Origin of the sequence: Ancylobacter sp. IITR112 (assembly GCF_041415945.1) — a bacterium.
GTDB lineage: Bacteria > Pseudomonadota > Alphaproteobacteria > Rhizobiales > Xanthobacteraceae > Ancylobacter.
Genome location: NZ_JBGCUS010000001.1, coordinates 2,226,758 through 2,249,530, shown reverse-complemented (window position 1 = coordinate 2,249,530; position 22,773 = coordinate 2,226,758). Strand labels below are relative to the sequence as shown.

General features: G+C 68.6%; 21 protein-coding genes. 13 read left to right on the top strand and 8 right to left on the bottom strand.

Annotation, left to right across the window (positions count from 1 at the left end; translation table 11 throughout):
- Window positions 1-44 precede the first annotated feature (44 nt).
- Both AAC979_RS10700 and AAC979_RS10695 read right to left on the bottom strand, forming a co-directional pair.
- Window positions 45-809, bottom strand: a complete 765-nt coding sequence (locus tag AAC979_RS10700; protein WP_371346809.1) for an outer membrane protein — start codon at window positions 807-809, stop codon at window positions 45-47.
- Between the two features lie 151 nt (window positions 810-960).
- Entirely contained in the window at window positions 961-2,229 is a 1,269-nt protein-coding gene (locus tag AAC979_RS10695) for an amidase (RefSeq protein ID WP_371346808.1), read from the bottom strand.
- Window positions 2,230-2,387: 158 nt separating this feature from the next.
- On the opposite strand from AAC979_RS10695, the gene pdxY reads away from it, so the two are divergent.
- From pdxY to AAC979_RS10655, 8 genes are all read left to right on the top strand, one after another.
- Window positions 2,388-3,236, top strand: a complete 849-nt coding sequence (gene pdxY, locus AAC979_RS10690; RefSeq protein WP_371346807.1) for a pyridoxal kinase PdxY — start codon at window positions 2,388-2,390, stop codon at window positions 3,234-3,236.
- A 4-nt stretch (window positions 3,237-3,240) separates the two neighbouring features.
- Complete coding sequence (locus AAC979_RS10685) at window positions 3,241-4,137, top strand: PhzF family phenazine biosynthesis protein (RefSeq protein ID WP_371346806.1); 897 nt, start codon at window positions 3,241-3,243, stop codon at window positions 4,135-4,137.
- Window positions 4,130-4,894: an NUDIX hydrolase gene (locus AAC979_RS10680; RefSeq protein ID WP_371346805.1), complete on the top strand. Its 765-nt coding sequence runs from the start codon at window positions 4,130-4,132 to the stop codon at window positions 4,892-4,894. Before AAC979_RS10685 ends, AAC979_RS10680 begins: the two co-directional genes overlap by 8 nt.
- A gap of 118 nt (window positions 4,895-5,012) precedes the next feature.
- Window positions 5,013-6,053 carry a BMP family protein gene (locus AAC979_RS10675; RefSeq protein WP_371346804.1) on the top strand — a complete coding sequence of 347 codons (1,041 nt, stop codon included), beginning with the start codon at window positions 5,013-5,015 and terminating at the stop codon, window positions 6,051-6,053.
- Window positions 6,054-6,259: 206 nt separating this feature from the next.
- The gene (locus AAC979_RS10670) at window positions 6,260-7,822 is read left to right on the top strand and encodes an ABC transporter ATP-binding protein (RefSeq protein ID WP_371346803.1); all 1,563 of its coding nucleotides are present in this window, start codon (window positions 6,260-6,262) and stop codon (window positions 7,820-7,822) included.
- Window positions 7,823-7,859: 37 nt separating this feature from the next.
- The gene (locus AAC979_RS10665; protein WP_371346802.1) at window positions 7,860-8,927 is read left to right on the top strand and encodes an ABC transporter permease; all 1,068 of its coding nucleotides are present in this window, start codon (window positions 7,860-7,862) and stop codon (window positions 8,925-8,927) included.
- Window positions 8,927-9,871, top strand: coding sequence for an ABC transporter permease (locus AAC979_RS10660; RefSeq protein WP_371346801.1), 945 nt, complete (start codon window positions 8,927-8,929; stop codon window positions 9,869-9,871). Before AAC979_RS10665 ends, AAC979_RS10660 begins: the two co-directional genes overlap by 1 nt.
- 13 nt (window positions 9,872-9,884) lie before the next feature.
- A complete protein-coding gene (locus tag AAC979_RS10655; protein WP_371346800.1) occupies window positions 9,885-11,180 on the top strand; it encodes an amidohydrolase family protein in 1,296 nt (431 codons plus the stop codon).
- A gap of 10 nt (window positions 11,181-11,190) precedes the next feature.
- On the opposite strand, the gene AAC979_RS10650 is transcribed toward AAC979_RS10655, so the two are convergent.
- Together AAC979_RS10650 and AAC979_RS10645 are read right to left on the bottom strand one after the other, a co-directional pair.
- On the bottom strand, window positions 11,191-12,027 hold the full coding sequence (locus AAC979_RS10650) for an MBL fold metallo-hydrolase (protein WP_371346799.1): 837 nt from the start codon (window positions 12,025-12,027) through the stop codon (window positions 11,191-11,193).
- A gap of 228 nt (window positions 12,028-12,255) precedes the next feature.
- Window positions 12,256-12,891: an MBL fold metallo-hydrolase gene (locus AAC979_RS10645; protein ID WP_371346798.1), complete on the bottom strand. Its 636-nt coding sequence runs from the start codon at window positions 12,889-12,891 to the stop codon at window positions 12,256-12,258.
- A gap of 102 nt (window positions 12,892-12,993) precedes the next feature.
- Here AAC979_RS10645 and lepA point away from each other — a divergent pair, with 102 nt between their 5' ends.
- Together lepA and AAC979_RS10635 are read left to right on the top strand one after the other, a co-directional pair.
- The gene (gene lepA / locus AAC979_RS10640) at window positions 12,994-14,799 is read left to right on the top strand and encodes a translation elongation factor 4 (protein ID WP_371346797.1); all 1,806 of its coding nucleotides are present in this window, start codon (window positions 12,994-12,996) and stop codon (window positions 14,797-14,799) included.
- A gap of 72 nt (window positions 14,800-14,871) precedes the next feature.
- Window positions 14,872-15,066: a YegP family protein gene (locus tag AAC979_RS10635; RefSeq protein WP_371346796.1), complete on the top strand. Its 195-nt coding sequence runs from the start codon at window positions 14,872-14,874 to the stop codon at window positions 15,064-15,066.
- A 58-nt stretch (window positions 15,067-15,124) separates the two neighbouring features.
- Here AAC979_RS10635 and AAC979_RS10630 read toward each other — a convergent pair whose 3' ends face one another.
- Window positions 15,125-15,508 carry a PRC-barrel domain-containing protein gene (locus AAC979_RS10630; RefSeq protein WP_371346795.1) on the bottom strand — a complete coding sequence of 128 codons (384 nt, stop codon included), beginning with the start codon at window positions 15,506-15,508 and terminating at the stop codon, window positions 15,125-15,127.
- A 166-nt stretch (window positions 15,509-15,674) separates the two neighbouring features.
- On the opposite strand from AAC979_RS10630, the gene AAC979_RS10625 reads away from it, so the two are divergent.
- Both AAC979_RS10625 and mepA read left to right on the top strand, forming a co-directional pair.
- Complete coding sequence (locus AAC979_RS10625) at window positions 15,675-16,688, top strand: L,D-transpeptidase (RefSeq protein ID WP_371346794.1); 1,014 nt, start codon at window positions 15,675-15,677, stop codon at window positions 16,686-16,688.
- The gene (gene mepA / locus AAC979_RS10620; RefSeq protein ID WP_371346793.1) at window positions 16,685-17,587 is read left to right on the top strand and encodes a penicillin-insensitive murein endopeptidase; all 903 of its coding nucleotides are present in this window, start codon (window positions 16,685-16,687) and stop codon (window positions 17,585-17,587) included. Before AAC979_RS10625 ends, mepA begins: the two co-directional genes overlap by 4 nt.
- Before the next feature lie 116 nt (window positions 17,588-17,703).
- Here the strand turns inward: mepA and AAC979_RS10615 are convergent, their stop codons facing one another.
- From AAC979_RS10615 to AAC979_RS10605, 3 genes are all read right to left on the bottom strand, one after another.
- The gene (locus AAC979_RS10615) at window positions 17,704-19,344 is read right to left on the bottom strand and encodes a GMC family oxidoreductase (protein WP_371346792.1); all 1,641 of its coding nucleotides are present in this window, start codon (window positions 19,342-19,344) and stop codon (window positions 17,704-17,706) included.
- Window positions 19,345-19,597: 253 nt separating this feature from the next.
- On the bottom strand, window positions 19,598-20,410 hold the full coding sequence (locus AAC979_RS10610; protein ID WP_371346791.1) for a lytic transglycosylase domain-containing protein: 813 nt from the start codon (window positions 20,408-20,410) through the stop codon (window positions 19,598-19,600).
- A 61-nt stretch (window positions 20,411-20,471) separates the two neighbouring features.
- Window positions 20,472-21,215 carry a DUF3750 domain-containing protein gene (locus AAC979_RS10605; RefSeq protein ID WP_371346790.1) on the bottom strand — a complete coding sequence of 248 codons (744 nt, stop codon included), beginning with the start codon at window positions 21,213-21,215 and terminating at the stop codon, window positions 20,472-20,474.
- 170 nt (window positions 21,216-21,385) lie between these two features.
- On the opposite strand from AAC979_RS10605, the gene AAC979_RS10600 reads away from it, so the two are divergent.
- On the top strand, window positions 21,386-22,768 hold the full coding sequence (locus tag AAC979_RS10600) for a malonyl-CoA decarboxylase (protein ID WP_371346789.1): 1,383 nt from the start codon (window positions 21,386-21,388) through the stop codon (window positions 22,766-22,768).
- Window positions 22,769-22,773 lie beyond the last annotated feature (5 nt).

Sequence of the window (22,773 nt, the reverse complement as noted above, 5' to 3'; positions counted from 1 at the left end):
ACGTTCCCGTCCGGGGCCTTGTGGCAGGCGAAAGGCGGCGGTGATCAGAACTTGTAGTTCACGCCAGCCTTGAGGGTCTGCATCGACATGTCGATCTTGGTGTTCGCCGCGCTGTCCCAGTTGATGTCGCCGAGGTCGATATAGAGATACTCGGCCTTCACGGTCCAGTTGTCGGTGATGGCGTATTCCACGCCGCCGCCCAGCGTCCAGCCCCACAGCGTGTCGGAGCGCGAGGCGCCGCCGAAGCCGCTATAGGCACCGTCCGTATAGGCCGTCCAGCTCTCGTTCACCTTCACATTGCCCCAGGCGAGACCGCCGGTGATGTAGGGGAGGAAACGGTCCATGGAATAGCCGACGCGGGCGCGCACGGTGCCGAAGGACTCGATCTTGGTGTCGATCGAACCGAATTCCTGCAGCGTCGGGACGCCGGCGTCGAAGGCGGTGTAGTTGAGCTGGTCGGTCATCGAGCCGAAGTTGAAATCGGCTTCGGCACCGAGCACGACATTATTGGCGAGCTGGTAGTTGTAGCCGACCTGCACGCCGCCGAACCAGCCGGACGGGTTGGAGCCGCCATTGGCGACCGCCGAGTCGAAGCCGCTGTAGTAGTACAGCAGGTAGTTGTTCCACGGGGCCGAGCCGTCGCCCCAGCCATAACCGAAATTGCCGCCGACATAGGCGCCCGTCCAGGTGAAGACCGGCACATAGGCGACGGGCGCCGCCTTGACGGGATAGGAGAGATCGGCCGCGAAGGCAGGGGCGGCGAGGGCCGCGCCGGCGACGGTGCCGAGAAGGAGAGACTTGATACGCATGAGGAGCGCCCCCAAAGAAAAATGGAATGCGGGCACCCTAGTCCTGCGTACTTAACAAAGGCTGTGCCCGCGTCGTTAACAAACCATTTTCTGCGGCTCAAACGGCGTCAACTTTTCGTCAGGGCGCAGGCGCTTGGGCCGGAAACGCGTCTCACGCGGCGACGATGGCCCGCTCCAGGAACCGGCCGATCTGCATCAGCTCGCGGTCGCGACCGAAACGCCCGACCAGTTGCACGCCGATCGGCAGACCGGTGGCGCCGGTGAGGCCGGTGATGTTGAGGCATGGCCCGCCGGTGAGCGTCCACAGCCGGTTGAAGGCCGGCGAGCCGGTGCTGGCGTAGCCTTCCGGCGCCTCGCCCGTCACCGAGAAGGTGAGCAGTGCGTCATAATCGGCATAAAGATCGGCCAGCGCGTGGCGGGCGCGCCGGGCAGTGCGCCGGGCGGCGTCATACTGCTCCGGAGTGAGCGCATTGGCGCCGTCGAGATAGGTCGCCAGCGTCGGCGAGAGCGCGGCGCGGTGGCGGTCCCATTCATCGGCGAAGGCGAGGCTGGCCTCGTAGCCCTGCACATGGCCATGGGCCTCGTCCGCCGCCTCGATCACCTCCGGCAGGTCGAGCACGGTGACGCGCGCCCCGGCCTTGCCCGCGGCTGCAGCGGCGCTTTCCAGCGCGGCATGGGCGTCGGCGGCGGCGAGAGACGCCCGCGCCGTCTTCACCAGCGCGATGCGCGGGGCCGGCATGTCGTCGGTCAGGGCGAAATCGCGCCCGGTCAGCGCCCCGGCGGCGAAGGCGACATCCGCGACATGGGCGCCGAACAGGCCGATCGTGTCGAGCGACCAGGAGAACGGCTTCAGCCCGAGAACGGGGAGCAGCTTGAAGGAAGGCTTGTAGCCGGTAACCCCGCAGAAGGAGGCGGGCCGGATGATCGAGCCGCCGGTCTGTGTGCCGAGGGTGATCGGCAGCATCCCTGCCGCCACCGCCGCCGCCGAGCCGGCGGACGAGCCGCCCGGCGTATGGGTGAGGCGACGCGGGTTGCGCGTGACGCTCGGGTGCAGGAAGGCGAATTCCGTCGTCACCAGCTTGCCGGCGATCAGCCCGCCAGCCCGCGCCGCCATGCGCACGATGGCGGCATCGCTGGGCGGACGATAGCCGGCGAATAGTTTCGAGCCGCGCTCGGTGGGAAAGTCCACCGTGTCGAGAATGTCCTTCACCCCCACCGGCAGGCCGGCGAGCGGCGTCTGCGCCAGGCCGGGCCGGGCGGCATCCTGCAGCAACCCCGGCAGGTCGAGGCTGGCGAAAGCCCGCACCTCGTCCTCATGGGCGCGGATCGCCTCGGCGCAGCGTTCGGCGACATCGAGCGGGGAGAGGCGTCCGGCATGGACGGCCTGGGCGAGGGCGGCAGCGGAGAGCATCTCTGTCATGGCTTTAAGCCTCTCGCATGGGTGCGGATTCGGGACAAGGGGCGAGGCGCCCGGCACACATCGATTCCGCTTATGGATGGCCGCGCGGAATTTCGTTTGAGCGCTTGCCTTCGCGGCGCTAAGCGCGGATCGTCAGCACATGTCGGGGGCGCGTACGCATGAATATTCTGTCGATCCAGTCCTGGGTGGCCTATGGGCATGTCGGGAACGCCTCCGCCATGTTCCCCATGCAACGGCTCGGCCATGAGGTGTGGGGCCTGCACACGGTGCAGTTCTCCAACCATACCGGCTATGGCGCCTGGCGCGGCGAAGTCTTCGGCGCCGGGCTGATCCGCGAACTCGTGGGCGGGCTTGAGGATCGCAATGTCCTGCCGCGCTGCGACGGGGTGCTGTCCGGCTATATGGGCGCGGCCGAGATCGGGGACGCCATTCTCGACACGGTCGGCCGGGTGAAGGCGGCCAATGCGGAGGCCCATTATTGCTGCGATCCGGTCATCGGCGATGTCGGGCGCGGCGTGTTCGTCCGGCCGGGAATCCCTGAATTCATGCGCGAGCGGGCGGTGCCGGCGGCCGACCTCATCACCCCGAACCAGTTCGAACTCGACTATCTCTCCGGCCGCTCCTCGCGCACGCTGGTGGAGGCGTCGGCGGCCTGCGACGCGGTGCACGCCACCGGGCCGCGCGTCATCATGGTCACCAGCCTGCACACCGAGGACACGCCGGAGGATTCCATCGACCTTCTGGCCTCCGGCCCGGACGGGCGCTTCCGCCTGCGCACCCCCAAGCTGGATATTTCGGTGAACGGGGCAGGCGATGCCATCGCCGCGCTGTTCTTCGTGCACTGGAAGACGACGCACTCCGCCGCCGAGGCGCTCGCCAAGGCGGCGTCTTCCGCCTACGGGCTGCTCGCCCGCACCGCGGCGGCGGGCTCGCGCGAAATCCTCACCGTCGCCGCCCAGGACGAATTCGTCACCCCGTCCCGCCTCTTCACCCCGGAGAAGATCTGACCCCATGTCCCGCCGCTTCGTTGTGCTCGACGTCTTCACCGACCGGACGCTCTCCGGCAATCCGCTGGCCGTCGTGCTCGATACGGAGGGGCTCGACGGCAATCACATGCAGGCGATCACCCGCGAGTTCAATCTCTCGGAGACGGTGTTCATCCTGCCGCCGCAGGACGCGGACAGCCGGGCGCGGCTGCGCATCTTCACCACCAGCCACGAATTGCCCTTCGCCGGCCATCCGACCGTGGGAGCGGCGGTACTGCTCGCCCTGCGCGGCGGGGTGACGACCAGCGACGATTTCGTGCTGGAGGAGAATGTCGGGCCGGTGGCCTGCCATGTCGCGGTGCGCGGCGAGCGCTCCGGCAGCGCCACCTTCACCGTGCCGCGCATTCCGGAAATCCTCGATGCCGCGCCGATGAGCCGGGAAGCCTGCGCCCAGGCGCTCGGCCTCGACACGTCCGACATCGGCTTCGACGGCTATGGCCCTGTCATCGCCTCGGCCGGCGTGCCCTTTGTCTGCGTGCCGCTGGCCTCGCGCTCGGCGCTGGCGCGCATCAGCCCCAGCGCGGCGCGGCTGATTTCCACCTTCGGCGGCGGCGCCGATTCCGTCTATGTGTTCTGCCGCGACGAGGATGGCGAGGGTGATTTCCGCGCCCGCATGTTCGCCGCCAATATGGGCATTGACGAGGACCCGGCCACCGGCTCGGCAGCGGCGGCGCTGGCGGCGGCGCTGCTGGCGGGCGAACAGCCGGCGGAGGGTTTCCATGCCTATGACATCCTCCAGGGCGTCGAGATGGGGCGCCCCAGCCTGGTGCGGCTCGGCCTGAAGGTGGAAGCCGGCGCGCTGACCGCCGTCACCATTGGCGGCGGGGCGGTCATCGTCTCCGAAGGCGTGCTGCATGTCTGAGAGCCCGGCGGCGCGGTGGGCGGCGCCCGACACGCTGGGCGTGCTGGCGCTCGATCAGGTCGAGGCGCGGCTGGCGCCCGCCCCGCTGGTGTTTCCGCCCGAGGAACGGGCGGCGATCGACGCCTATTTCGCCGCCCGCAAGGCGGCCAATCCGGCGCTGTGGAACGGGCGCGCGCTGCTGCTCGCCGCGCATCGCTTCGAGGGGCGGCGGCTCGTCGCCGACTATGCCGAAGCCGATTATGCCGCGCTGCTCTGGCTGCTCGCGGGCGAGAGGGATCACCCGTTCCTGCGCGCCTCCTTCGCCATGGGGGCGCTGCGCGGGGCCGATGGCGGCTTCGTCCTGGTCCGCATGGCGGCATGGACGGCCAATGCCGGGCGCATCTATTTCGCCGCCGGCACGCCGGACACTTCCGACATCACCGGCGATGGGCGGGTCGATCTCGCCGGCAGCGTGCTGCGCGAACTCACCGAGGAAACCGGGCTGGAACCGGGCGAGGTCACGCTCGCCCCGGGCTGGACGGCGCTGCACGATGCGCGCCGGCTGGCGCTGCTGCGCGAGGTGCGCGCAGGCGATGAGGCGGAGGCGCTCGCCGCCCGCATCCGCCGCTTCGGCGCGCGCGAGACGCGGCCGGAATTTGACGAGGTTCTGGTGGTGCGGGGGCCGCAGGATCTCGCGGCGGGCATGTCGCCGCTGATCCGCCGCTACCTGCTGGAGGCCTGGAAGCGGGAGATGGGATCAGCACCGGGGACAGGGTAGAATGGGGCCGTGACTTTTCGGACCAAACAGTTCGAAAATGGCACGGCGCTCGCATAAGCGGGGCCATCGCGGCGCCGCGCCAGGGCCGGCCGCCGGTGTTTTTCGGGGAGATCAGGAAATGCTGCGCAAGTCGTCTGAGAGCCTGCCGCTTTTTTCATCGGGCGTGCTCGATCGGCGGCAGTTGCTCGCCCTTGGTGCCGCGGCGGTCGCGCTGACCGCGACCGGTCACGGGGCCTTCGCTGCCGGCAAGGCCAAGCCGATCAAGGTGGCCGCCATCTATACCGTGCCGGTCGAGCAACAATGGGTCTCGCGCATCCACAAGGCGCTCAAAGCCGCCGAGGCGCGCGGGGACATCACCTATAAATTCTCCGAGAACGTCGCCAACACCGATTATGAGCGGGTGATGCGCCAGTACTCGGAAGAGGGCGCCGACCTCGTGGTCGGCGAGGTGTTCGCGGTGGAGCGCCCGGCCCGCAAGGTGGCGGCGGATTACCCCAAGACCGCCTACCTCATGGGCTCGTCCTTCGGCCCGACCAAGCCGAACTTCTCGGTGTTCGACAATTTCATCCATGAGCCGTCCTTCCTCACCGGCATGGTGGCAGGCAAGACGACCAAGTCGAACATCATCGGCCTCGTCGGCGGCTACGCGATTCCCGAAGTGAACCGGCTGATGCAGGCCTTCATGGAAGGCGCGGTCTCGGTGAACCCGAACGTCAAGTTCATCGTCACCTTCATCAATTCCTGGTACGACCCGCCCAAGGCCAAGGAGGCCGCCTTCGCCCAGATCGACAAGGGCGCGGACGTGCTCTACGCCGAGCGCTTCGGCGTCTCCGACGCCGCCAAGGAGCGCGGCGTCAAGGCGATCGGCAACGTCATCGACACGTCGAGCCAGTATCCCGGCACGATCATCGCCTCCGCCCTGTGGCAGATGGAGCCGACCATCGACAAGGCGATCAAGGAAGTGACGGAGGGCACCTTCGTCGCCGCCGATTACGGCCCCTACAGCTACATGGCCGAAGGTGGCGCCAGCCTCGCCCCGCTCGACCCCAAGCTGGTGCCGCCCGAGGTCATCGAGATGGTGCTGGTGAAGGAAAAGGAGATCAAGGACGGTCTCTTCCGCGTCAACGTCAACGACGCCGAGCCCAAATCCACGCTCTGACATTCGTCGGCGTCGCGCCCTTCCCGCCATCGTCATCCCGGACGGCCGCAAGGCCGATCCGGGATCGCCCGGCTGCCCTCTTCCTCCCTCATCCCCGGGCTTGACCCGGGGATTTAGGGGGCCGGGTGGGCACCACCACTGGGTGCCCGGGTCATGCCCGGGCATGAGGGCCCGTCAGTAGGGCCGCTTTCTCACATGGACGTTCCATGCACCGCGATTCTCGGCATCCCGATCCCCGCCCGCTCGTCCTTTCGCTCAATGGCATCACCAAGCGGTTCGGACCGCTGGTGGCGAACGACCATATCGACCTCGACGTGCGCGCGGGGGAGATCGTGGCGCTGCTGGGCGAGAACGGGGCCGGCAAGACGACACTGATGAGCATCCTTTTCGGCCATTACATCGCCGATGAGGGCAGCGTCTCGATCGCCGGCGCCGACGGGCAGCTCGTCCCGCTGCCGGGCGGTTCGGCGCAGGCGGCGCTGGCGGCGGGCATCGGCATGGTGCACCAGCATTTCGCCCTGGCCGAAAACCTGACAGGTTTCGAGAACATCGTGCTCGGCACCCAGTCGCTGTGGAGCTTCAAGCTGCGCGGGCGTGGCGCGCGGGCGAAGATCGCCCGGCTGATGGAAGAGAGCGGCCTCACTGTCGATCTCGACGTGCCGGTGGCGCGGCTCTCGGTCGGCGAGCAGCAGCGCATCGAAATCCTCAAAGCCCTCTACCGCGACGTGCGCGTGCTGATCCTCGACGAGCCGACCGCCGTGCTGACCCCGCAGGAGGCGGACAGCCTCGCCGCCACGGTGCGGGCGCTGGCGGGGAAGGGGCTGGCGGTCATTTTCATCAGCCACAAGCTGCACGAGGTTCTGGCGCTGTGCGAGCGGGTGGTGGTGCTGCGCGGCGGCGCCAAGGTCGCCGACCGCCCGACCGCCGGGGCGGACCGCGCGACCTTGGCCGAACTCATGGTCGGCCGCGCCATCCCCGCGCGCGAGCGCCCGCCGTCGACACCCGGCGCACCGGTGCTGAGCCTGAGCGGCGTCAGCGTCGGCGCTCCCTCGGCGCGCGACCGGCTGGAAGGGGCCGATCTTGAGGTGTGCGCCGGCGAGATCGTCGGCATCGCGGGCGTCTCCGGCAATGGGCAGGGCGCGCTGGCGGCGCTGGTCGCCGGGCTCGCCGCACCCCGTGCCGGCGAGGCGCGGCTCGACGGGCAGCCGCTCGCCGGCGCCGATCCGGCCGGGCGTGTCGCCGCCGGGGTCGGCCGCATTCCTGAGGACCGCCATCGCGATGGCACCATCGGCGCGCTGAGCGTGGCGGAGAATTTCGTGCTGGAGACCATCGCCGCCCCCGAGAACCAGCGCGCCGGGCTGATCCGCCGCGCCGCCATCCGCGCCCGCGCCAAGGAGGCGATCGCGGCCTATGACGTGCGCTGCCCCGGTCCCGACGCGGCGATCCGCGCGCTGTCGGGCGGCAACATGCAGAAAGTGGTGCTGGCCCGCGTGCTGGAGCGCGCGCCGCGCCTCGTGCTGGCGCATCAGCCGACGCGCGGGCTCGACATCGGCGCCACCACGGATGTGCACCGCCGGCTGATCGCCGCGCGCGGGCGCGGGGCGGCGGTGCTGCTGATCTCCGAGGATCTCGACGAGTTGTTCGCCATCTCCGACCGCATCGCCGTGGTCCATGCCGGCCACCTCTCGCCGGCGCTGGATGCCGCCGGGCTCGATATCCGCACCGTCGGGCTGATGATGGCCGGCCATGGCGCGGGAGAGGCGGCGTGATGACCACAAGAATGACGGCCCTTCCCGGAGCCCGCGCATGATCCGCTTCGTGCCCCGTGCCCGCACCCCGCTCTGGCTCACCCTTGCCGTCTCCGTCAGTGCCGGGCTGGCGGCGCTGGCGCTGACCGCCATTCCGCTGGCGCTCACCGGCGCCCCTGTCTTCACCGCCTTCGCGCTGATGGCGCAGGGCGCGGCCGGCAACGGCTTCGCGCTGGCGGAGACGCTGACGCGGGCGACCCCGCTCATCTTCACCGGCCTCGCCGCCGCCGTCGCCTTCCGCGCCAAGCTGTGGAACATCGGCGCCGAGGGCCAGCTCTATGCCGGGGCGCTCGCCACCGTGGCGCTGGGCGCGGGGCTGATCGAGGCGCCGTCCTATGTGCTGGTGCCGCTGGTGCTGATCGGCGCCGCGCTCGCCGGGGCGGTGCTGCTGCTGGTGCCGGTGCTGTTCAAGACCCGCTTCGGCGCCGATGAGGTGGTGGTGACGCTGCTGCTCAATTTCATCGTGCTGCTCTTCGTGCAGATGATGCTGGAAGGGCCGATGAAGGACGAGATGGCGCTCGGCTGGCCGCAATCGGCACCGGTGCTGGACGAGGCGACGCTGCCCAAGCTGGTCGCCGGCTGGCGGCTGCATTGGGGGCTGGTGCTCGCCATCCTTGCCGCCGTCGCGCTGCACATCTTCATCACCCGCACCGTCTGGGGCTTCCGCCTGCGCGCGGTGGGCGAGAATGCCCGCGCCGCCCGCTATGCCGGCCTGCCCGTGGGCAAGGCGATGGCCCTGGTCGGCCTGCTCTCCGGCGGCCTCGCCGGCCTTGCCGGGGCGAGCGAAGTGGCGGGGCTCAAGGGCTATCTCACCGCCGATCTCTCCCCCGGCTTCGGCTATGCCGGCATCGTGGTGGCGACGCTGGCGAACCTTTCTCCGCTCGGTGTCATTCCCGCCGCCATCTTCGTCGCCGGCGTGTTCGTCGGGGCGGATTCGATGAGCCGGGCCATCGGCGTCTCCAATTATCTCGCCGATCTCGTCGTCGCCTTCGCCCTGCTCAGCGTGCTGGTGGGCGGCCTGCTGACGCGCTTTCGCATCGTTTTCGTCCGCCGGGGGACCGCCTGATGTGGGAGGCGCTGGACATTCTCACCCAGGCCAATTTCTGGGCCGCGACGCTGCGCATCGCCACGCCGCTGATCTTCGGCGTGCTTGGCGCGCTGCTGTGCGAGCGGGCCGGGGTGCTCAATCTCGGCATTGAGGGCATCTTCGTCGCCGGCGCCATGTCCGGCTGGCTGGCGGTCTATCTCGGCCTGCCGCTTTGGGGCGGGGTTCTGGTCGCGGCCGGGGTAGGGGCGGCGTTCGGCCTGCTGCACGGCGTGCTCACCGTGCCGCTCGGCCTGTCGCAGCACGTCACCGGCATCGGGGTGACGCTTCTGGCTACCTCCATGGCCTATTTCGGCTACCGCGTCGCCTTTCCCAATGTGGCGACGCCGCCGCGCATCGAACCCTTCGCGCCGCTCCACGTGCCGGTGCTGGGCGACCTGCCATTCATCGGGCCGATCCTCGGCCAGCAGACCGGCTTCACCGTGCTGGCCTTCGCCTGCGTCGGCGGGCTCGCCTTCGTGCTCGCGCGCACGCCGCTCGGCCTCGCGCTGCGGGCGGTGGGCGACAATCCGGAGGCGGTGGAGGCGCAGGGGCTGTCCGTGGTCGGGCTGCGCATCGGCGCGGTCATGGCCGGTTCGGCGCTGATGGCGCTGGGCGGGGCGTTTCTCACCCTTTCCGCCTTCAACGCCTTCTATTTCGGCATGATCAACGGGCGCGGCTGGGTGTGCATCGCGCTCACCGTCTTCGCCTCCTGGCGGCCGGGCAAGGCGCTGCTGGGCGCGTTGCTGTTCGGCGCGCTCGACGCCTACCAGCTGCGGGTGCAGACCATTGCCGGCGGCGTGGTGCCGAGCCAGATCTTCCTCATGCTGCCCTATATCTTCTCCATCGCCGCGCTGGTGCTGGTCGCCCGCCGCGCGGATTATCCCCGCGCGCTGATGAAGCCCTATTTCAAGGGCCAAAGGTGAGTCTGGAGTTCCCATGAGCATCGACCTTCTCGTCAAGAATGCCCGCCTGCCGGACGGGCGTGCCGGCATGGACATCGCCTGCGAAGGCGGCCGCATCACCGCCGTCGAGCCGGGCATCGAGGCCGAGGCCGGGCGGATCATCGAGGCGGATGGCCGGCTGGTCACGCCGCCTTTTGTCGACGCGCATTTCCACATGGACGCGACGCTCTCGCTCGGCCTGCCGCGGCTCAACACGTCCGGCACGCTGCTGGAAGGCATCGCGCTGTGGGGCGAATTGAAGCCGCTGCTGACGCATGACGCGGTGATCGAGCGGGCGTTGCGCTATTGCGATCTCGCGGTGAGCCAGGGCCTGCTCGCCATCCGCAGCCATGTCGACATTTGCGACGACCGGCTGCTGGCGGTCGAGGCGCTGCTCGACGTGAAGGAGCGGGTGAAGGACTATATCGACCTTCAGCTCGTTGCCTTCCCGCAGGATGGCTATTACCGCTCCCCCAACGCGGCGGAGAACCTCAACCGCGCGCTCGACATGGGCGTCGATGTCGTCGGCGGCATCCCGCATTTCGAGCGCAGCATGGCCGATGGTGCCGCCTCGCTCAAAGCGCTATGCGAGATCGCCGCCGCGCGCGGGCTTCGGGTCGATATCCATTGCGACGAGAGCGACGATCCGCTGTCACGCCATATCGAAACGCTGGCCTATGAGACGCAGCGCCTGGGGCTGCAGGGGCGGGTGGCGGGCTCGCACCTCACCTCCATGCACTCCATGGACAATTACTATGTCTCCAAGCTCATTCCGCTGATCGCGGAATCCGGCGTGCACGCCATCGCCAACCCGCTGATCAACATCACCTTGCAGGGAAGGCACGACACCTACCCGAAGCGCCGCGGCATGACCCGTGTGCCGGAGCTGCGCGCGGCGGGGGTGAATGTCGCCTTCGGCCATGACTGCGTGATGGACCCCTGGTACTCGCTCGGTTCCGGCGACATGCTTGATGTGGCGCATATGGCGCTGCATGTCGGGCAGATGACCTCGCGCGAGGCCATGACCTGGTGCCTGGAGGCGGTCACCACCAACCCGGCGGCGATCATGGGGCTTGAGGGCTACGGCATCGCGCCCGGCTGCAACGCCGATTTCGTGCTGCTGCAGGCGGCCGATGCGATCGAGGCGATACGGCTCAAGGCGGTGCGGATGTTCGTGGTGCGTCGCGGCCGGGTGATCGCCGAGGGCATGCCGCGTGTCAGCGTGCTCGATCTGCCGGGCCGGCCGGGGCTGGTCGACCCGGCGGCCTATGCGCCGGTGGCGGCGGGCTGACGCCGGCCATTTACCCGCCCGGCGGCAGCACGATCACCGTCGGCTTCCTCGGCAGCGTCGCGCGCGAGAGCACCAGTTCCGGGCTCTCGCGCCGCTCGACCGCATAGTCCCGACCGGCGAAGCGGGTGAGGAAGTGGTTCAGCGTGCCCTCGTTGAAATAATGCATGGGGATGATGACGGGGGCTTCCAGCGCTTTCAGCACCTCGATCATGCCGTCAATGTCGAGCGTGTAGCTGCCATCGACCGGTGCCAGCACCACGTCGAGCCGGCCGAGCGCGCCGATATCCTCTTCCGTCAGCGTGTGGTGCAGATGGCCGAGATGGGCGATGCACAGATCGGCGGCGCGGAAGACGAAGATCGAATTGCCGTTGCGGATCGTCTCGCCTTTCCAGTCGCGGATATTGGTCGGCAGGTTGCCGACCCAGAGGTCGCCAATGTCGAGGTCGTAGCGCGCCGGCTCGCGATCCTCGCGCCAGCCCTTGAGTACAAATTCGATGCCCGGATCGGGGTTCAGCGAATAATGGGTGGAATGCGCCCGGTTCATGGTGGCGACGCGCGGCACCACGGAAGGGCGGACATAGTCGTTATAGTCGGTCGCCGCCGTCACGCCGCCGGCGGTCTCGATCAGGAAGGTGGAGTGGCCGATATAGGTCAGCCCGACCTCGCGCGGCGCCACATAGGCGGCGGGCAGCACGCGCGGGGCGATCCGCTGCAGGAACGGGTTCTCCGCCACCAGCTTGGGGCAGCGCTCGGCCTGGGCGTGGGCGGGGCTTGCGGCGACGAGCGCGGCGAGGCCGAGGAGCAGGGCGGAACCGGCAAGGCGGATACGCGGCAGGGGGCACGGCATAAGCGGGGCTCCGGGCTGGCATCCCCGGCATCATCCGCCCTCCCTTGCGTCAGGGCGAGTCACAGTTTCGTGGCGGGAGGGTCAGACGCACCGTCATCCCGGACGCGCCCTAGGCGCGATCCGGGATCGCCCGCCAATCGCCGAGCGGTCCCGGCTCTGCGCTGCGCTCCGGCCGGGATGACGGCTGGAGGGACGGCCGGCTCTGACGGTCCTCTCCGCCGCCGCCGCTCAGCGCAGGAACGGGTTGGTGCGCTTTTCCAGCGCGATATTGGTGGCGCTGCCATGGCCGGGCAGCACGGTGAAGGCATCGCCCAGCGGCAGGATCTTCTCCTTGATGCCCTTGATGAGCAGCGGCCCGTCGCCATAGGGAAAATCGGTGCGCCCCACCGAGCGCTGGAACAGCGTGTCGCCGACAATGGCGAGCTTGTTCTCCCGGCTGACCAGCACGATATGGCCCGGCGTGTGGCCGGGCACATGCAGCACCTCGAACACCACGCCGCCAATATCGACGCTGTCGCCTTCCGCCAGCCAGCGGTCGGGCGTCACGGCGCGGCCGGGAATGCCGGTGCGCACGCCATCGGCGGGCAGATTGTCGAGCAGGAACTTGTCGCCTTCATGCGGGCCTTCCACCGGAATCTTCAGCGTTTCCGCCAGTTCCGCCGCGCCGGCGGCGTGGTCGATATGGCCGTGGGTGAGCACGATCTTCTCGGCCGTGACCTCCAGTTCCTCCAAGGCGGCGAGGATGCGCGGCAGGTCGCCGCCCGGGTCGATCACCGCGCCCTGCTTGCTGGTCTCGTCCCAGACGATGGAGCAGTTCTGCTGGAACGGGGTGACGGGAACGAGGGCGACCTTGAGTTCGGGCATGGGGGCTCCTTGGCGACAGGCGGCGCGAATGTGGTCGAACACGCCCCGCCGCGCAAGGCGCCGCCTTGTGGCGTAACGGCGCCAATGCTATCTGCGCCCGCCATGAGCACCCAGCCGATTGCCAACATCCGCAACTTCTCCATCGTCGCCCATATCGACCATGGGAAGTCGACCCTTGCCGACCGCCTGATCCAGATCACCGGCGGATTGTCGGAACGCGAGATGTCCGAGCAGGTGCTCGACAATATGGAGATCGAGCGCGAGCGCGGCATCACCATCAAGGCGCAGACCGTGCGCCTGTCCTACAGGGCCAAGGATGGGCAGGACTATGTGCTCAACCTCATCGACACGCCCGGCCATGTCGACTTCGCCTATGAGGTGAACCGCTCGCTCGCCGCCGTCGAGGGCTCGCTCTTGGTGGTCGACGCCTCGCAGGGCGTCGAGGCGCAGACGCTGGCGAACGTCTACCAGGCCATCGACAATAACCACGAGATCGTGCCGGTCCTCAACAAGGTCGACCTGCCGGCCGCCGAGCCGGACAAGGTGAAGGCGCAGATCGAGGACGTGATCGGGCTCGACGCTTCCGACGCCATCCTCATCTCGGCCAAGACCGGCATCGGCATTCCCGACGTGCTGGAAGCCATCGTCACCCGCCTGCCGCCGCCCAAGGGCGACCGCGAGGCGCCGCTCAAGGCGCTGCTGGTCGATAGCTGGTATGATGTCTATCTCGGCGTCGTGGTGCTGGTGCGCATCGTCGACGGCGTGATGAAGAAGGGCCAGCGCATCAAGATGATGCAGACCGGCGCCGTCTACGAGGTCGACCGCGTCGGCGTGTTCACGCCCAAGCTCACCGTGATGTCCGAACTCGGCACTGGCGAGATCGGCTTCCTCACCGGCTCGATCAAGGAAGTGGCCGATACCCGCGTCGGCGACACCATCACCGAGGAAAAGCGGCCCACCGCCGAGGCGCTGCCGGGCTTCAAGCCGGCGCAGCCGGTGGTGTTCTGCGGCCTGTTCCCGGTCGACGCCGCCGATTTCGAGGATCTGCGCGCCGCCATGGGCAAGCTGCGCCTCAACGACGCCAGCTTCTCCTTCGAGATGGAGACCTCGGCCGCGCTCGGCTTCGGCTTCCGCTGCGGGTTCCTCGGGCTGCTGCATCTGGAGATCATCCAGGAGCGTCTGGAGCGCGAGTTCAATCTCGACCTCATCGCCACCGCCCCCTCGGTCATCTACGAGATCGAGATGAACGACGGCAGCGTGCTGGAACTGCACAACCCCGCCGACATGCCGGACGTGGTGAAGATCAAGGAAATCCGCGAGCCGTGGATCCGCGCCACCATCCTCACGCCGGACGACTATCTCGGCTCGGTGATCAAGCTGTGCCAGGACCGGCGCGGCAGCCAGATCGAGCTGACCTATGTCGGCGCGCGCGCCATGCTGACCTATGACCTGCCGCTCAACGAAGTGGTGTTCGATTTCTACGACCGGCTGAAGTCGATCTCCAAGGGCTACGCCTCCTTCGACTACCACATCACCGATTACCGCGTCGGCGATCTCGTGAAGATGTCGATCCTGGTCAATGCCGAGCCGGTGGACGCCCTCTCCATGCTGGTGCACCGCACCCGCGCCGAATATCGCGGCCGCGCCATGTGCGAGAAGCTGAAGGACCTGATCCCGCAGCATCTGTTCCAGATTCCGATCCAGGCCTCGATCGGCGCCAAGATCATCGCCCGCGAAACCATCCGCGCGCTGCGCAAGGACGTGACCGCCAAGTGCTATGGCGGCGACATCACCCGCAAGCGCAAGCTTCTGGAAAAGCAGAAGGAAGGCAAGAAGAAGATGCGCCAGTTCGGCCGCGTCGAGATTCCGCAGGAAGCCTTCATCGCCGCGCTGAAGGTCGACGACTGAGCCCCGTGCTACCCAAGCGCCGGCTTTCGTGATGTGATCGCATTCCCTCAACCACCGCAGGGGAGGCGGCCCATGGCCTATAAATTCGAAGTCTACAAGGACAAGGCGGGCGAGTTCCGGTTCCGGTTCCGGGCCTCGAACGGCGAGGCGATGTTCTCGTCCGAGGGCTACAGCGCAAAGGCGTCCGCCCTCGCCGCCATCGACTCGATCAAGAAGAACGCGCCCGGCGCCGAGACCGTCGACATGACCAAGGACGCCGGGGCCTGAGCACGCGAAAACGGCCGGGCGAGGGCCCGGCCGTCTCCTGTCCGCGTGCGCCATCGCGTCAGATCACGTAAGGCGGCACGTCGTAATAATCATCGACCTTGCGGCCCCAGTCGCGGTCCTTCCACGACCGCTCGTCGGAATGGGCGTGGTGCGGCGCGCCGCGCAACTGCTCCTCGGTGATGTCGACGACATAGCCGTCGAGCGATTCATCATATTTGAGCAGCGACCACGGCAGCGGGTAATAGTCCTCGCCGAAGCCGAGAAAGCCGCCGAAGCTCATCACCGCATAGGCGGTCTGGCCGGTCAGCTTGTCGATCATCACCCGCTCGATGGTGCCGATGCGCTCGCCATCGGGCCGGTAGACGGCCGTTCCTTCCACCTTGTCGCTGCCGATCAGCGTGCGGGTTTCGCGCGCTTCGACATTCTGCTGCGTCGTCTGCATGTTGGCCTCCCATTGTTGACAGTCTCGCGGGATCAACGGCTTGGGCCCCGCGCGGGTTCCCGTCGCGGAAGGTCCGGCGCCAGGGCGATCCGACCAGAAATCGCCGGTTGGCGCCGCCCGCCTGTGCCCGATATCGTGCGCGCCGCAGGCGAGAGGGAGAATCACCATGACCGAGGGGACGGGCGATTGGCGCGGCGATCGCCGGGCGGTGCTGCGGGCCGGCGCGGCGCTCCTGCTGGCGGCGGCGGGCGGGCTGCCGGCGCAGGCGCAGCAGGTGGCGGAAACCGAGGTCGACAAGCTGAAGCCCGGCCAGTTCGCCTGGTATCCCGACCGGGCGCCGGAAGGCTTCGTCGCCATCATCGTCTCGCTGCCGGACCAGCGCTGCTATGTCTATCGCAACGGCATCCGCATCGGCGTCTCCACCGTCTCGACCGGCCGGGAAGGGCACGAAACCCCGGCCGGGGTGTTCATCATCCTTGAGAAGGATGTCGACCACCATTCCTCGCTCTATGACGATGCCTCCATGCCCTATACGGAAATGCTCACCTGGTCCGGGGTGGCGCTGCATGCCGGCGGGCTGCCGGGCTATCCGTCCTCGCATGGCTGCGTGCACCTGCCGCTCGAATTCGCCAAGCTGCTCTTCTCCATCACCCATTACGGCACGCCGGTCATCATCGCCGATTCGCATTCCGAGCCGGTGGACGTGCTGCATCCCGGCCTCGTGCTGCCGGCCGATGCCACGGCGGCGATCGCCAAGGCCGACCCGAAGAACAGCAATGGCACGCCGGACACCGAGGCCGCGCCCGACCCGGCGCAGGATGCGGTGACGATGATCGTCAGCCAGGCCGACATGGCGCTGACCGTGCTGAAGGACGGCGCGGTGGCCTTTACCTCCCCGGTGACGATCCGCGACCCGCAAACGCCGGTCGGCAATGTGGTCTATGTGCTGAAGAATGTCGGCGGCGAGGTGTCGTGGACGGCGCTGTCCTTCGAGGGCTATGGCGCCGCCGGCGGCAAGGCGGCCAGCGCCATCGACCGGGTGACGGTGGCGGCGAGCGCCAACCAGCAATTGGCCAAGCTGCTGGTGCCGGGCTCCACCCTGTTCGTCACCGAGCTTTCCGCCAAGCCGGAGACGCGCTCGGACAAGGATTTCGTCATCCTGTCGCAGGCGGGGACATGAGCGCCCGCGCGCGGCGGCGGGCGAGCCTCGCCGCTCTCGCGCTCAGCCTGATGGCGGGCGTGGCGGGCGCGCAGAGCCCGTCTCCCGGCCAGCTCGACAGCCTGCCGGCCAAGCAGGTGTTCGGCGCACAGAAGGCGCCGGCGCCGCTCGCCGCCCGCTCCATCGGCTTCTATTCGAAGGGCTGCCTTGCCGGCGCGCAGGCGCTGCCGGTCAATGGCGCCACCTGGCAGGCGATGCGGCTGTCGCGCAACCGCAACTGGGGCCATCCCAACCTCATCGCCTTTCTCGAACGCTTTTCCGCCACCGTGCCGCAGGTCTCGCAATGGCCGGGCATTCTGGTGGGCGATCTCTCGCAGCCGCGCGGCGGGCCGATGCTCACCGGCCATGCCTCGCACCAGATCGGGCTCGACGCCGATATCTGGCTCACCCCGATGCCGAAGCGCGCATTCACCCGCGAGGAGCGCGAGAAGATCTCCGCCACCATGATCGTGCGCAAGGACCGGCGCGACGTGGACGCCGCGGTGTGGACGCCCTCGCACATCGCGGTGATCAAGGCGGCGGCGCAGGACCCGGAGGTCGAGCGTGTGCTGGTCAATGCCGCGATCAAGAAGGCGCTATGCCGGGATGCTACCGGCGACCGTTCCTGGCTGCAGAAGGTGCGGCCCTATTGGGGGCACGACTACCACATGCATGTGCGGCTTTCCTGCCCCGAGGGGGCGAAGGACTGCCGGCCGCAGGACCCGGTGACGCCGGGCGAGGGCTGCGGCTCTGAACTCGACTGGTGGTTCTCCGACGCCAATCTCAACCCCAAGCCGCCGGCGACGCCGCCCAAGCCCAAGCCGCCCATGCTGGTGAAAGACCTGCCCCCGGCCTGCCGCGAGGTGGTGCTGGCGCCCTGAGGCTCTTGTGGGTCGTCATCCCGGCCGAAGGCGAAGCCGCAGAGCCGGGATCGCGGCCCAATGCGTCACCCGATCCCGGCTCGGCCGTGCGGCCGTCCGGGACGACGATGGGACGGTTACGCCCGTCCGTCCGCCAATATCATCCCCGCCGCCTTCTCCGCGATCATGATGGTCGGCGAATTGGTGTTGCCGGAGACGATGGTCGGCATGATTGAGGCATCGGCGACGCGCAGGCCGCGCACGCCGAACACGCGCAGCCGCGCATCCACCACCGCCAGCGGGTCGGAGGGCAGGCCCATCTTCGCCGTGCCAACGGGGTGGAAGATGGTGGTGCCGATATCGCCGGCAGCGCGGGCCAGCGCCTCCTCGCTGTCGTCCACGGCGGGGCCGGGCAGGAACTCCTCCGGCGTGAACGGCGCCAGCGCCTTTTGGCCGACGATGCGCCGGCCGGTGCGCAGGCTGTCGGCGGCGACGCGCCGGTCCTCCTCGGTGGCGAGATAGTTCGGCTGTATGCGCGGCGGTGTGGCGCTGTCGGCGCTCGCCAGCGTCAGCGTGCCCCGGCTGGTGGGGCGCAGATTGCACACGCTCATGGTGAAGGCGGGGAAATTGTGCAGCGGCTCGCCGAACTTCCCGAGCGAGAGCGGCTGGACGTGGAATTCGAGGTCGGCGCTCTCTTTCTCGGCGCGCGAGCGGGTGAAGATGCCGAGCTGCGAGGGGGCCATGGTCAGCGGCCCGCGCTGGAACAGCGCGAAGTCGAGCCCCATCTTCGCCCGGCCGAACAGCGAATGGTACTGCTCGTTCAGCGTCGGCACGTCGGAGACCTTGTAGATCATCCTGAGTTGCAGATGGTCCTGCAGATTGGCCCCGACGCCCGGCAGCGCGTGCGCCACGGCGATTCCATGATGCGTCAGTTCCTCGCCCGGCCCGATGCCGGAGAGCTTGAGCAGATGCGGCGAGCCGATGGCGCCGGCGGCGAGGATCACCTCGCCTTGCGCCCGCGCCACCTTGGTGACCCCGTTCTGGCGGTAGACGACGCCGGCGGCGCGCCCGTCCTCGATCAGCACGCGCTCGGTGTGGCAGGAGGTTTCCAGCCGCAGATTGGGGCGGGAGAGAACGGGTTTGAGGAAGCCGCGCGCCGCGCTCCAGCGAAAGCCGCGCTTCTGGTTCACCTGGAAATAGGACGAGCCTTCATTGTCGCCGGTGTTGAAATCCGGAATCGGCGGAATGCCGGCCTGCTCGGCCGCCACCCGCACCGTGTCGAGCAGCTTCCAGGTGAGCCGCGGCGCTTCCACCCGCCACTCGCCGCCGCCGCCATGGAATTCGGCCGCGCCGAGATAATGGTCCTCGTGCCGCTTGAACACGGGGAGCACGTCCTCCCAGCCCCAGCCGTCGAGCCCGAGCTGGCGCCAATGGTCGTAATCGGCGGCCTGGCCGCGCATATAGATCATGGCGTTGATGGCCGAGGAGCCGCCAATGGTCTTGCCGCGCGGATAGTTCAGCGCCCGCCCGTTCAGCCCGGCCTCGGCCTCGGTCCTGAAGCACCAGTCGGCGCGGGGATTGCCGATGGCGAAGAGATAGCCGACCGGAATGTGGAACCAGATCCAGTTGTCGCGCCCGCCGGCCTCCAGCACCAGCACCCGGTTCTTCGGGTCGGCGGAAAGCCGGTTCGCCAGCACGCAGCCGGCCGAGCCGGCGCCGACCACGATGTAGTCATAGGTTTCGGCGGAAGCGGGGAGGGCGTCGGTCACGGCAGGCACCTGGCAGTCTCACGGGGGGACTGCGATAAAGCCGCCGGCCTTTCCGCGCGGCAAGCCGAAATCCCGCGCAAGGGCTGTTCGCTTATGGGCGGTGGTGGGCGTGGACGGTTCGGGACGATGGCGCGCGTCGGGCTCGTTCACCGTCATCCCGGACGCCGCGCAGCGGCGAGCCGGGATCGTCCGCCGTCCGGTTTTCCCGCGATCCCGGCGCTTCGGCTTCGCCTGCGGCCGGGATGACGCTCTTCTGTCCCTGTTACTTCAGCTTGCTGGCGAACAGGCCGATGGTCTTCACATAGACCTCCGCCTTGTTCCAGCCGAGCAGTGCCTGGTAGTTCGGCTCGCCCGGCCCCCAGCCGGCGCCGGGGCGCCAGCCATAGCCGCGCAGATAATTGGCGGTGGAAGCCAGCACGTCCGGGGCGCTGCGCACGAGGTCGGCGCGGCCATCGCCGTCGAAATCGACCGCGTATTTCACATAAGACGAGGCGAGGAACTGGGTCTGGCCGATCTCGCCGGCCCAGGCGCCGCGCATCTCGTCCAAAGTGAGGTCGCCATGCTGGTAGATGCGCAGCGCGTCGAGCAGTTGCGCGGTGAAGAAATCGGAACGCCGGCAGTCATAGGACAGGGTGGCGAGCGAGCGCAGGATCGGCATCTTGCCCTGGTTGACGCCGTAATCGGTCTCCAGCCCCCAGATCGCCACCAGCACCTCGCCGGGCACGCCGTAGCGCTGTTCGATGCGGGCGAGGGTGGAGGCGTATTGCTTCAGCTTCTTCTTGCCGGTGGCGATGCGCCCGGCACTGATACGGTTGGCGGCGAACTGCTCGAAGCTCATCTTGAAATGCTTCTGGTTGCGGTCGAGCCGGATCACCGTCGTGTCGTAGGTCACGCCGTCGAGCGCGCTCAGCGCCCTGGGGGAAATGCCCTGCGCCTGCGCCTCGCGCTTGAAGGCCGGCAGCCAGGCGGAAAAGCCCGAGGCATCATTGCCGCAGGGCGCGGCCTGCGCCGGGGCGAGGGCGAGGGGAAGAAGACACAGTGCGGCGAATCCGCCGCGCCAGAACTGTCTGAACATGCCTGCGCTCCTTATCCATGCCCGGCGCCGCGCGGGGTGTCGACGGCCCGCCGGCGCACCCTCAAATGCCGATACGGCCGAAACCCGGCAGCTTGATGCCCGGCCGGCGCAGGTCAAGCCCGGCGACGGCGCCGAGCAGATTGACCTCGATGCCTTCCACCCACGCCACCGTCAACCCGAGATAGCCGTCGAGAGTCACCCTGAGGCCGGTGCGCGAAGGGGCGAGACCGAACCAGCCGCCATCGACCGGATAGTCCTTGCCGATGGCGGTCGGGGGAAGGGCGATGCCGAGTTCCGGCACCTGCCCGATGACATGGGCGATGAAGCTGTTGGAGTTCGGCCCCGGCCAGACATGGTAGTCGCCGGCCTTGCCATAGGGATAGGAGGCGACCGCCGCCCGCAGCTTCGGAATCAGCCGCTCGGCCTCCGCGCCAGTGGCCTCGAACACGATTTCCGGGTCGTTGCCATACCAGCGCCCGTCCGGGGCGTAGCCATTATGGCGGATCGGCCGGCCCCAGCCGACCTTGTCGTAGCGCTCATAGGCGCCCGCGCCCGGCCCCTTGAAGACGAGCCAGCTATGCACCGCGAAGATGCCGCGCCAGCGCCCGACCCGGGCGGCATAGATGCGCACCAAGGCGTCCGGATGCGCGTCCGCCGGCGGCAGCGTGCCGGTGCTCGACCAGTCGGCGGTGCGCCAGCTACGGCTCCAGTCGGCCGTCTGCCACTGCACCAGCGCATGCGCGCCGAGCGGCAGGATGAAGAGCAGCAGGAAACCGAGGAGCATGACACGGAGGGCTTTCAGCATGGAGCGCTAACATGTCGCCGCCATTGACGAAATTAAAGCCCCGGCGCCCCCCGCGCGCGAAAACGTGTCCGCTTGCGCGGCGTTTGCCGGCGCCGCGCGGGCCGGGCCGTCTTGCGCCCGTCGTGCCGCAAGGGTCAGATGGTGGGCTCGAAAGTGAGGGACGGAGACGGATGGACAGCGGCAACGGCTTCCTCAGTGATCTTCTCGGCACCATCTCGGTGCGGGGGCGGGCGCTGCTGGACCTTGGCCGCGAGCGCCGTCCGGCCGGCGAGGCGCGCGCCGCCGGCGTGGCGGAACTGTGCGAGCGCCTGCTGTCCGGGCAGGGGGAAGCCTCCGGCGTCGCGTTGGCGCAGGAGATTCTCGCCGCCTATGCCCGGCTGCGCAGCGGCGAGCGTATCGCCTTCTTCGAAGGGCTGGCCACCGATTTCGGCCCCGACGCCGCCCGCCTCGACGCCGCGCTCGCCGCCCATTCGGCGAAGCCCGGCGCGCACAGCGTGGCGGAACTTCATGCCGCCAGCGAGCCGCGCCGGCAGGAACTCATCCGCCGCCTGAACCTCGCTCCCGGCGCCACCGCCCGGCTGGTGGCGATGCGCGCCGACCTGCTCGGCTTTCTCGCCCGTCGCCGCGATCTCGCCGAGATTGACCGCGACTTCGTTCATCTCTTTGCTTCCTGGTTCAATCGGGGGTTCCTCGTGCTGCGCCGGATCGACTGGTCGACGCCCGCCAATGTCCTGGAAAAGATCATCCGCTACGAGGCGGTGCATGAAATCCGCGACTGGAACGATCTGCGCGCCCGCGTCGATAGCCCTGACCGGCGCTGCTACGCCTTCTTCCATCCCGCGCTGGTCGACGAGCCGCTGATCTTCGTCGAGGTGGCGCTGACGCGCGAGGCACCGGCCGCCATCGCGCCGATCCTCGACACGGCGCGCACGCCGCTGGCGCCGGAGAGCGCGCGCACCGCCGTGTTCTATTCCATCTCCAACTGCCAGACCGGGCTCGGCGGTGTGAGCTTCGGCAATTTCCTCATCAAGCAGGTGGTGGCGGAAATCTCCCGCGAGTTTCCCAATCTGAAGGAGTTCGTCACCCTCTCGCCGGTGCCGGGCTTCCGCGCCTTTGTCGACGCCCAGCTCGCTGATCCGGCCTCGGCCGTGCTGACCGCCGAGGACCGCGCCGCGCTTGCCGCCCACGCGGGAGAGGCGGCGCCCGACGCGGCCGGGCAGGCGGCGCTGCGCCCGGCGATCGAGGCGCTGGCGGCGCATTATTTCCTGATCGCCCGCTCGTCCAAGGGCAAGCCGCTCGATCCGGTGGCGCGCTTTCATCTCGGCAATGGCGCCCGGCTGGAGCGGATCAACCCGTTCGGCGATCTCTCCCCGCGCGGCATGGGGCAGTCCTACGGGCTGATGGTGAACTACCGCTACATCGCCGAGGACATCGAGAAGAACCACGAAGCATTCTTCGACCGCGGCACCATCGTGGCGAGCGGAGCGGTGCGCCGGCTGGTCCGCACCGAGGAGGCGCCGAAGCCCCCCGCCCGGCGCGAGGCGGCGGGCTGAGCGGT